The sequence below is a fragment of the Dietzia sp. E1 genome, assembly GCF_014145015.1.
GTDB lineage: Bacteria > Actinomycetota > Actinomycetes > Mycobacteriales > Mycobacteriaceae > Dietzia > Dietzia cinnamea_A.
In genome coordinates this window covers 1-2,172 of the sequence record NZ_JAALDU010000226.1, presented here as the reverse complement: position 1 = coordinate 2,172, position 2,172 = coordinate 1, and the positions used below count along the sequence as shown (strand labels likewise).

At 73.8% G+C, this 2,172-nt stretch carries 1 protein-coding gene and 1 pseudogene; both read right to left on the bottom strand.

What is annotated here, in order from left to right; translation table 11 throughout:
* A partial coding sequence (locus G6030_RS08600; RefSeq protein WP_182642848.1) for an alkaline phosphatase D family protein occupies positions 1–1,664 on the bottom strand: 1,664 nt, incomplete at its 3' end.
* Between the two features lie 133 nt (positions 1,665–1,797).
* A pseudogene (locus tag G6030_RS08595) lies at positions 1,798–2,172 on the bottom strand (NUDIX hydrolase); the annotation flags it as partial.

The following is a 2,172-nucleotide window of genomic DNA, read 5'->3' as shown; positions in this document are numbered from 1 at the left end:
CACTCGACGCGCGCGTGGTCGACCTGCACCCTCGCGCGGCGGCCGCGCAGCACGAGGGTCATCACGCCGTTGTCGAACCACACGCCGTCGGACACCCGCCACCGCACCTCGGGGTCGCGCACGCCCACCGCCCGCGCGAGGCGACGCGTCAACGCCGGCAGGGGCTCGCGCACCGACAGCCGGTTCACCGCGCGGATCGACTTCTGCAGCGGGTTGCGGAACGGCGACATCACCAGCTGGTGTACGCGCGTCGGCGAATCCGCCACCCGCGGCGCGGTGAGCTCCACCTCCTCGAGGTACGAACAGTGCACGTCGCCGCCGAGCAGCAGGATCGACGCGGGCGCCGGGCGTGAATCCCCCGCGGCGACCTCGGTGAGCAGCCCCACGAGGTCGTCGAAGCTGTTGCGGAACGCGCCCCAGTGCTCGAGGTCCACCGCGCGCCGCGCCCACTCCCCGAACCTCGCGGACACCGGCATGTCCGGGCGCTGACGCGCCACCGCCTCGTTCCACCCCTCCACGTGATGCAACGCCGGCAGCATGAACGCGGGCAACGACGAGCCGATCACCAGGTGGTCCACGTCCGCGTCCAGGCACGCGTCCCGCGTCCACGCCCACTCGTCGGCGTCCATCACCCGCCGGTCCTCCGGATCCAGGTGCCGCGACGCCCGCACGTCGAGCATCACCACCCGCACCCGACCGAAGTCGCGCTTGAAGCTCCACTGGACCGTGCCGCGCTCGGAGTCCGCGGCCACGGCGAAGTCCTCGAGCAGGCGCTCCCGCTCGGCGTCCGAGGCGGCGCGACGCAGGGCCTGGTACGTCTCGTTCGCCTCGAGCTCGTCCGGCGCGAGGTTGCCGAGGTGCTGGTAGACGAAGTAGCTGGAGAACGCCCCGATCACGCGGTCGCGCCACCACGGCTGGGCGGTCATCTCGCGGCGCCACGCGAACGAGGAGTTCCAGTCGTCGCGCAGGTCGTGGTCGTCGAGGATCATGCAGCTCGGCACGGTCGACAGCAGCCAGCGGACGTCCGGGTCCCGCCACGACTCGTGGTAGAGCCAGGAGTACTCCTCGAAGTCGCAGCTCTCGTCCGAGACGTCGCGGTCGCCGCCCGCACCCGCCGAGTCCCGCACCGACTGCGGCCCCAGGCCGGCGTCGCGGCGCTCGGCGAGGCGCTCGGTGATCTCGCGGCTGGGGATGTCCGCGTACACCTGGTCGCCGAGGAGCAACATCGCGTCCGGCCACTCGCGGCGCGGCGTGTGCGCCATCCGGTGCGCCAGCGCCACCAGCGCGTCAGCGCCGATCTCCCGCAGAGCCTCCGGCGTCTGGCTCTCACCGCGCCGACACGAGCCGAACGCCAGCCGCACGGTGTCGTCCGCGCGCGGCGTGCAGATCACGCTGGGCCTCCCCGGGTCGAGCGGCCAGACCTGCTCGCCGTCGAGCTCCACCGTGTACGGCGTCTCCTCCCCCTCACGCAGGTGGCACAGGTGCAGCACCGCGAAGTGGTGGCCGTGCACGCCCCAGGTCCGTTCGGTGGCCACCTCGTCCCCCGCGCGGATCGTCACCTCGCACGGGGCGGAGACCTCGACCCACACAGTCGCGTCGGTGCTGTCGACGTACCGGAGCAGCGGGCCGAGGGTGAGCTCGGGCGTGCGGTCGGACGCAGTCATGCGCACCAGTGTGCACCCGCGCGCCGCGCGGACGGGACCGGTCCGTTGAGTGGAACGGGTGGACGGGAGCCGGGAGGGCGCGGCGCGTCACCCGAGGAGGGCGCGGCGCGTTACCGGCGGAGGCCGCGGCGCGTCACCCGAGGAGGGTCCGGGGCCTGACGACGAGGACGTTCCCCGGCAGTCTGTCCCGCAGTCCCCGATCGGCCGTGACCACCACGACCCGTCTGGGCCCGCCATCCAGCTCGGTGGCCAGATCGACGATCGCGTCGTCACCGGAACCCGGCGCGCGGTGCACCACGAACGGGCCCGAGTGTTCGGCTGCCCGGGCGGCGCCCTCGATCACGGCGTGTGCGCGGGCGACCCAGCCGAAGGCGGCCGCGCGGACGTGCGGTTCGGCCGGGGCCGGTCGTCCGGCCGATGCTGGCAGTTCGAGGGTGCGGGGCATCCCGGCGCCCAGTTCGTCGAGCAGACGCCCGGTGGCGCCGGCCCGGTCCCGCCACCACCCGTC